Annotated in this window: 1 protein-coding gene; it reads left to right on the forward strand. The window is 63.8% G+C overall.

All coding sequences use genetic code 11. The annotated features are described in order from the left end of the window. Positions 1-564, forward strand: a 564-nt coding sequence (locus tag ACKGJN_RS16645; protein ID WP_409540688.1) for an ABC transporter ATP-binding protein, incomplete at both ends; no start/stop codon positions are given.

The raw sequence follows: 564 nt of genomic DNA on the forward strand, positions 1-564 counted from the left end.
TGTGTGATGCTGGCGCTCAATCGCATCGAAACCTTCTACGGCGAAACGCAGGCCCTGTTCGGCCCCTCGCTGCAGATCGGCCGCGGCGAAGTGGTCTGCCTGCTGGGGCCGAACGGCGCCGGCAAGACCACGACGATCCGTTCGATCCTCGGCCTTACCCCGCCGCGCCGTGGCACCATCGAGTTCGACGGCGCCGACATTACTGGTCAGGCTACCCACCGCATCGCGCGGCTGGGAATCGGCTGGGTGCCCGATGACCGGCGGATCTTCCCCAGCCTCACGGTAGCGCGCAACCTCCAGATCGCTGTGAAGAAGACGGCTTACCGATCCTGGACCACCGAAGAAATGTTCGAAATCTTTTCGGCGTTGGAACATCTCATGGGGCGGGAATGCGAAAACCTTTCCGGCGGCGAGATGCAGATGGTGGCGATCTCGCGTGCGCTGCTGGGCGCCCCCGGACTGGTATTGTTTGATGAGCCGAGCCAGGGGCTGGCGCCCAAGATCGTGCAGGATGTCATGCGCACGGTGCGCCGCCTGAAGGAGGAGGGAATCGGCGTTCTCATC

It is taken from the genome of Gillisia xinjiangensis (assembly GCF_046298265.1).
GTDB lineage: Bacteria > Bacteroidota > Bacteroidia > Flavobacteriales > Flavobacteriaceae > Gillisia > Gillisia xinjiangensis.